At 37.8% G+C, this 7,278-nt stretch carries 10 protein-coding genes and 1 other annotated feature; all 10 genes read left to right on the top strand.

The annotated features are described in order from the left end of the window. Positions 1 to 721: 721 nt before the first annotated feature. The 10 genes from ACFXN8_RS26035 to rpmA all read left to right on the top strand — a co-directional run bounded on the left by ACFXN8_RS26035 (position 722) and on the right by rpmA (position 7,047). Positions 722 to 1,741, top strand: a complete 1,020-nt coding sequence (locus ACFXN8_RS26035; RefSeq protein WP_376074722.1) for a rod shape-determining protein — start codon at positions 722 to 724, stop codon at positions 1,739 to 1,741. Between the two features lie 13 nt (positions 1,742 to 1,754). Continuing rightward, a complete protein-coding gene (mreC, locus tag ACFXN8_RS26030; RefSeq protein WP_386848275.1) occupies positions 1,755 to 2,666 on the top strand; it encodes a rod shape-determining protein MreC in 912 nt (303 codons plus the stop codon). Further along, positions 2,666 to 3,190 (top strand): rod shape-determining protein MreD, encoded by a 525-nt coding sequence (gene mreD, locus ACFXN8_RS26025; RefSeq protein ID WP_376074724.1) that lies wholly within the window; start codon positions 2,666 to 2,668, stop codon positions 3,188 to 3,190. The genes mreC and mreD overlap by 1 nt, the downstream gene beginning before the upstream one ends. Positions 3,191 to 3,217: 27 nt before the next feature. Further along, the gene (minC, locus tag ACFXN8_RS26020) at positions 3,218 to 3,886 is read left to right on the top strand and encodes a septum site-determining protein MinC (RefSeq protein WP_386848274.1); all 669 of its coding nucleotides are present in this window, start codon (positions 3,218 to 3,220) and stop codon (positions 3,884 to 3,886) included. A gap of 1 nt (position 3,887) precedes the next feature. Then, a complete protein-coding gene (gene minD, locus ACFXN8_RS26015; protein ID WP_376074726.1) occupies positions 3,888 to 4,685 on the top strand; it encodes a septum site-determining protein MinD in 798 nt (265 codons plus the stop codon). Between the two features lie 93 nt (positions 4,686 to 4,778). Continuing rightward, entirely contained in the window at positions 4,779 to 5,333 is a 555-nt protein-coding gene (locus ACFXN8_RS26010) for a peptidoglycan DD-metalloendopeptidase family protein (protein WP_386848273.1), read from the top strand. Continuing rightward, complete coding sequence (locus ACFXN8_RS26005) at positions 5,323 to 5,934, top strand: zinc metalloprotease (RefSeq protein WP_376074728.1); 612 nt, start codon at positions 5,323 to 5,325, stop codon at positions 5,932 to 5,934. The genes ACFXN8_RS26010 and ACFXN8_RS26005 overlap by 11 nt, the downstream gene beginning before the upstream one ends. Before the next feature lie 45 nt (positions 5,935 to 5,979). After that, positions 5,980 to 6,055, top strand: a sequence feature (ribosomal protein L21 leader region). Positions 6,056 to 6,069: 14 nt separating this feature from the next. After that, complete coding sequence (gene rplU / locus ACFXN8_RS26000) at positions 6,070 to 6,378, top strand: 50S ribosomal protein L21 (protein WP_370041859.1); 309 nt, start codon at positions 6,070 to 6,072, stop codon at positions 6,376 to 6,378. 16 nt (positions 6,379 to 6,394) lie between these two features. Next, positions 6,395 to 6,751, top strand: coding sequence for a ribosomal-processing cysteine protease Prp (locus ACFXN8_RS25995; RefSeq protein WP_376074729.1), 357 nt, complete (start codon positions 6,395 to 6,397; stop codon positions 6,749 to 6,751). Further along, positions 6,748 to 7,047 (top strand): 50S ribosomal protein L27, encoded by a 300-nt coding sequence (rpmA, locus tag ACFXN8_RS25990; protein WP_079563575.1) that lies wholly within the window; start codon positions 6,748 to 6,750, stop codon positions 7,045 to 7,047. The genes ACFXN8_RS25995 and rpmA overlap by 4 nt, the downstream gene beginning before the upstream one ends. The last annotated feature ends 231 nt before the right edge of the window (positions 7,048 to 7,278 follow it).

Genomic DNA, 7,278 nt, shown 5'->3' with positions numbered 1-7,278 from the left:
AACATCTGTTGGCCCGAGACCCTGCAGCGAAGCGGATGTTTTCTGTGCGAAAGCGTAGTGCTAACGTAGCGACAGCAAATGTTTTATCTGTGCGAAAGCGAAGCGACAGCAACAACAAAGCGCCCAGTCGGAACGGAAATCAACCACACGTTTTGGTGACGATCCAAGTATCTATACGATTTAGAATTGTAAAGCAGTTGCGAATCATTTCGGGAAGCCTTACAGTGTTCTTTTTTTCCAAAATTTAGTGAAGAATCAAATCACTTTATTATTTTAAAAATAAATATTTTGTATTTTTTTGCGAAAAGCTAAAAATGAAAGCGAACCTTTTTTTATAGAAAACGTTATTGTATTCGTAGAAATGTCTATAATATTCACAAAAATTGGTAGCCTATTACACATTGTCTTACAAGAATAAAAATTATATGCTAATCTATACGTACTGTTTTTGTTTAGGAGGGAATTAAAATAGTATCTTTTCCGCGAGAAGAGGTATGTGGTACTACAAATTCTTGCGTTTTTCCGTTATAATGAAAGGTATGATTTTATTTTTATTCAGAAAAAGACTCTCACTCCAAAAGGTGTGAGATAATTGAGGGTGTAGTTTTTTTCAGTAGGTGTCTAACACTGAGTGAATGAAGATAGAGCTTCGGGTGTAAACACGCCTGGGCGTAGTTGATGTCAACGAAAGTATGGCTTAAATAGAAAGGGAGTACACAATTTGTTTGGATTAGGAAGTAAAGATGTCGGGATTGACCTTGGCACAGCGAATACATTAGTGTTTATTAAAGGGAAGGGAATCGTTTTACGCGAACCTTCAGTCGTAGCAAAAAATACAAAAACTGGAGACATCGTTGCAGTTGGTAATGATGCGAAAAATATGATTGGTCGTACACCTGGCTCAATCGTAGCAATTCGTCCAATGAAAGATGGCGTTATTGCTGATTTTGATATTACTACAGCAATGATAGAATACTATTTAAAAGAAGCTTGTAAAAATTCTGGTGGTAATTGGAAAAAGCCGAATGTTATGATTTGTGTGCCTTACGGTATTACATCGGTTGAACAACGTGCGGTTATTGATGCTGCTCGCCAAGCAGGTGCTAAAGACGCATTTACAATTGAAGAGCCATTTGCAGCAGCAATCGGTTCGAACTTACCAGTATGGGATCCAACAGGGTCAATGGTCGTTGATATCGGTGGTGGTACAACAGAGGTAGCAGTTATTTCATTAGGTGGTATTGTAACAAGTGAATCCGTGCGTGTTGGCGGGGATGCAATGGACCAATCCATCATTTCGTATATTCGTAAATCATATAATTTAACAATTGGTGAACGTACTGCGGAAGCAGTAAAAATGGAAATTGGTACAGCGTTGGCTGAGGGTCCAGAAGAAAAAATGGACATTAGAGGACGCGACCTTTTAACAGGTTTACCGAAAACAATCGAAATTTCTTCACAGGAAATTTCTGAATCTTTACGTGAAGCGGTAGCATCTATTATTGATGGTGTTCGCAAAACGCTTGAACAAACACCTCCTGAATTATCTGCAGACGTAATGGAACGCGGAATTGTACTAACAGGTGGTGGTGCGCTATTAACGAATCTAGACAAAGTTATTAGCCAAGAAACAAATATGCCAGTATTTATCGCAGAAGATCCACTGGACTGTGTTGCTATTGGTACAGGTAAGGCTCTAGAACATATTGATTTAATTCGTCAACAACAAGTTAAAGGGTAAGGAGGTTTAGGCAATGCCACAGTTTTTTTTCAATAAGAAATTAATTTTGCTACTCGTGGGCATGGTTTTTCTTGTGGCATTGATTAGCTTCTCATTACGTGAACGGACGAACGCAACTTTACCAGAGCAAATTATTAAAGACACTGTCGGCGTCGCACAATCCATTGTTGCGAAGCCGGCGAATTATATTACTGGTGTTTTTGATAGTATTGATTCCCTCTTAAACACGTACGAAGAAAATAAACGTTTAAAAGCACGCTTAGATGAATTTGTAGCTGTACAAGCTGAGGCAGCGGACTTGAAATCTGATATTAAAAAGTTTCAAGAGCTTATGGACAAATCGGAAAGCTTAAAAGCATATGATCCGATTCATGCCACAGTTATTGCCAGAAACCCTGACCAGTGGGAAGAAAAAATTATTTTAGATAAAGGATCTTCACACGGTGTAGAAAAAAATATGGCAGTTATGACAGCGAAAGGATTAGTCGGTAAAGTGACTTTAGTGACGCCTTTCACCTCTGAGGTAGAGCTTTTATATACAAATAATCCAAACTATCGTGTTTCTGCGATGGTTCAAGGAGATAAACAAGCATACGGTTTAATCGAGGGCTATGATAAAGAGCGTAATGAACTCATCATGAAGCGAATCGATTCAAGTTTAACAGTGAAAAAAGGCCAACAAGTAGTTTCATCAGGGCTTGGCGGTGTTTTCCCAAAAAATGTGCCAATCGGAGAAATAACTGAAGTAAGTACAGATGATCATGGCTTAACAAAAATGGCTTACGTAAAACCATCTGCTGATTTTTCAATTTTAGACTATGTTGTTATTGCTAAACGTTCCTCTACTGTAATAGATGGATCGGATGGTAATGCATCAAACGGAGATTTAACACATCCACCAAAGGGTAAAGAGGAGGCGGAATAATGGTTCGATTTCTCATCCCTTCTGTGGCAGTTTTACTATTTTTACTAGAACCAGAGTTTGCTATGTTTTCACCGATTGAAGTGAAAGGGCAAATCTATTATTTAGTTCCTAGATTTTTAATCTTATATTTAATATTTATATCCATCTATTACAGCCGTCAACGAGCGGTAATGTATGGACTTTTTTTTGGTGTCTTGTATGATGTGTTTTACATTGATATTATTGGATTATATTCAGTACTATTTCCGCTTATTTGTTTTTTAGCAGGGTCAATTGTGAAAGTTATTCATCAGCACTTAGTTGTGACAACGACGATTTCAGTTGTTTTAGTAGCAATTTTAGAATTTATACTCTATCAATTCTTCTATCTTATCGACTTTACAACGATTCCATTTTCGGATTTCTTACGTTCACGATTACTGCCAACGATCATTGCTAATGCACTATTTTTAATGATTCTTGGTTGGGCCTTCAAGTATCTGATTAATGCGCGTGTCTTACAGAGAGCACGTGAAGTTTCTTAACAAAGAGCAACGTGGGGTGAGGCATTCATGAAAAAACAGTTAGTTAATATGAAGGGGACAAAGGATGGATTTGTTCTTCATTTAGACGATCAATGTGCGTATGTCGATTTAGTAGAAGAGCTTAAAAAGAAAGTTTTAGAGAGCGGTATCGATAGTAAAGTAGATGTACAATTATATTTGGGCTATCGATACTGTTCTGATGAACAAATCAATGAGCTTATTAAAATTGTTCAGGAAACAGAGCAACTAATCGTTTCAAAGGTGCAAAGTGAAGTACTGACTGTCCATGAGAGCAACCAGAAAAGGATTGAAAGTCAACAAGATACATATTTAGGTGTGGTCAGATCGGGTCAAGTTCTACGCTCGCCTGGGGATATTATTATCGTAGGGAATGTCAATCCGAATGGACGTGTAGAAGCAGCTGGCAATGTGTATGTCCTAGGAAAACTTAAAGGAATTGCACATGCTGGTGTTCATGGTAATAAGGAAGCAATCATTGCGGCATCTTATTTTGAAGCTACACATATCATGATTGCTGATCAGGTTCAGGCAATGTCAGATGAACATGTGAAAACGATTAATCAGGAAGAGATGGCTTGTGCATTTATAGGCTATGATGGGTGCATTACGTACGATCAAATTCACGCGTTAAAAAATATTCGACCATTGTTAAATGTGTCTAAGGGAGGAAGCTAGTGTGGGAGAAGCGATCGTCATAACTTCAGGTAAAGGTGGCGTCGGAAAAACGACGACAACGGCTAACCTTGGGACTGCATTGGCGCTGCAAGGTAAAAAAGTATGTTTAGTAGATACAGATATTGGATTGCGTAATTTGGACGTGATTTTAGGTCTGGAGAATCGAATTATCTATGATTTAGTAGATGTTGTTGAAGGGCGCTGTAAGATTCATCAAGCACTAATAAAAGATAAACGTGTAGATGAAAAACTATTTTTATTACCTGCTGCTCAAACGACAGATAAAAATGCAGTTAAACCTGAGCAGATGAAGAGCTTAGTAGAAGAATTAAAAAGAGACTATGATTATGTTTTAATAGATTGTCCAGCGGGCATTGAACAAGGCTATCGCAATGCTGTTGCTGGTGCTGATCATGCCATTGTAGTAACAACGCCAGAAATCTCTGCTGTGCGTGATGCAGACCGAATTATTGGCTTACTCGAACAGGAAGAAATTACTGCACCTAAACTAATTATTAACCGCATTCGCCAGCATATGATGAAAAGCGGTGATACTTTGGATGTTAATGAAATTACAACACATTTGTCTATTGATTTATTAGGAATCATTGTAGATAACGAAGGGGTTATTTCATCATCCAATAAAGGTGAACCAGTAGTAATGGATCCTGCTAATAAAGCATCTCTTGGTTACCGTAATATTGCCCGGAGAATACTTGGAGAATCTGTACCACTTATGACCATTGAAGATGAACATAAAGGTGTATTTTCAAAACTTAAAGCGTTATTTTCAAGATAAACATTAACCTTTTCGTGCATTTGTACGAGAAGGTTTTTTTCTTGTGCATGAATGGACATGCAAGCTCATATAGTGTGAAAAAAGGATGAGGGCTTGTTTAAAAAATGGAAATGGTTGATCACAATATTGCTTGTGGCTGCAATTATGCTAGTAATTCGTTTAGAGGATCAAGGCGTATTGGAAACACCGGTGCGAAAACTTGTTACAACATCAGCGGATTTAACCTATTTAAGTGAGCTCGGACAAAGTTGGCTAAATAAAGAGGATACAACAATTTTAGTATCGAGTGATGTTGGACAAACTGAACTATTATCATTTGCCAATGCGCAAGTTTTTAAGGAAGGCTTTTTATTGCAATATGACATGGGCCTGCCGGTATATGCTGGAAAGAATGGTCTTGTCGTTTTCACCGGTCATACAAAATATACTGGTAAAACAATGACGATAAGCTATGATGATGGTACAACTGTATCCTATGGTATGCTGGATAGTTTAGCACAACTTCCATACACAACAGTGCAGGCAAACGATTTAATCGGTATGAAAGAGACGGGGCAACTCTATATCTCGATTGAGCAAGACAAGGCACAATATAGTTTAGAGCAGATTGTACAGTGGCTTGAAGCAGCGGAGTCCAATGAAAATTAAACTGCATCTTCTATGTATCCCTCTCGTATTTTTAATGATTTTCACCGGTCAAATTGCTTATTACGCTATTATTTTATCTTCGTTATTATGGCATGAAGCAGGTCATTTGTTAATGGCGATGCTTTGTGGCGTTAACGTAAAATCATGCGTTATTACACCTTACGGAGGGGAAATAGAATTTGAAAATCCAGCGGTTGTGCCAGCAACGTCACTCCTTTGGATTGCCTTAGGAGGACCAATCGCTACAATACTAGGGATTGGCCTCGCTTTTTTTATGCCTGAACTGCTTGCTACTAAGCTTATTAATGTGCAACTTGTGCTATTAGCAATCAATGTTTTACCGATTATTCCATTGGACGGTGGCAGAATATTTATAGCGTGCTTATTTTTATTCAATCCAAATGTTCGTGCGTTTGAATATTACTACTGGTTTTCTCTTATAATTGCCTTTATACTATTCATGATAACTTTATGTTACCTCCCACAATCTATTTTTTTAGCAATTTTATGTTTATTTATATGGCTTCAAGTGTTAAAGGAATGGAATTATCGAAAATATCGTTTAGCATTTGAGAAATATGTAATGAATAGATTGACTTAAAATAAATCGTGTGGTAATATTTTAATGTTATTGTTTGTAGCACCTGTGCTACTACAACCGCACTGGAAAGGTTTAAGTATCGTATGATCACCTTTATAAACAGGCGAGTCTGAGTCTAAGAGGAGGTGCAGTAAAATGTACGCAATTATTGAAACTGGTGGTAAACAAATCAAAGTAGAAGCTGGTCAAGAAATCTATATTGAAAAATTAGGTGTAGAAGCTGACGAGGTTGTAACTTTCGATAAAGTTTTATTCGTAGGTGGCGAAAACGTTAAAGTTGGAGCTCCATTCGTAGAAGGCGCTACTGTAACAGCTAAAGTTGTGAAAGAAGGCCGTGCGAAAAAAATCGTTGTTTTCAAATTGAAAGCTAAAAAGAACTACCGTCGTAAACAAGGTCACCGTCAACCTTACACAAAATTAGTTGTTGAAACTATCAACGCTTAATTGTGAGGTGTAGCGAATGATACAAGTTACGATTTATCACAATGAAAATAGACATGTGTCAGCATTTGAATTTTCAGGACATGCGGAATACGATGAATCTGGTAAAGATTTAGTATGTGCAGGAGCATCTACCATTGCCATAGGTACGGTGAATGCTATTTATGCACTATTACAATTACAGCCAGAAATCGAACAAGCTACTGAAGGTGGAGGCTATCTTAAGGTAGATTTACCATCAGATATAGAGCCTGAGATTGATGCAAAACTACAGTTAATTGTCCAAGTAATGACTGCCCAAGTGTATTCAATGGTGCAAAATTACGGACAATATATCCAAATCAACTACAACCAAGTAGGAGGTGGAACACGATGAAATTATTATTAACTTTAGACTTACAATTTTTCGCATCTAAAAAAGGTGTAGGTTCTACTAAAAACGGACGTGACTCTGAGTCTAAACGACTTGGTGCTAAACGTGCTGATGGCCAATTCGTAACTGGTGGTTCAATTCTTTACCGTCAACGCGGTACAAAAATTTACCCAGGTACAAACGTAGGTCGTGGTGGTGACGATACACTATTTGCTAAAGTTGACGGCGTTGTTAAATTCGAACGTTTAGGTCGCGATCGCAAACAAGTATCTGTATACCCAGCAACACAAGAAGCTTAATCTTTTATAAGATAACATAAAGCGGAGGACTGCATTTATTGCAGTCCTTTTTTTGGCTAAATTTCAATTTCTTTCAGCAATGTTTTATGTAACGTAAGTGAAACGTCAGTTCAAATGGTTTTGGTAGCGAAAGAAAAGCGACAGCAACACGGTTTTATCTGTGCGAAAGCGAAGCGACAGCAACACGGTTTTATCTGTGCGAAAGCGAAGCGACAGCTACACGGTTTTATC

Source organism: Lysinibacillus sp. NPDC059133 (genome assembly GCF_042755925.1).
Taxonomy (GTDB): domain Bacteria; phylum Bacillota; class Bacilli; order Bacillales_A; family Planococcaceae; genus Lysinibacillus.
Note: the sequence above shows the minus strand (reverse complement) of the source record. Positions and strands in the feature narration are given on the sequence as shown.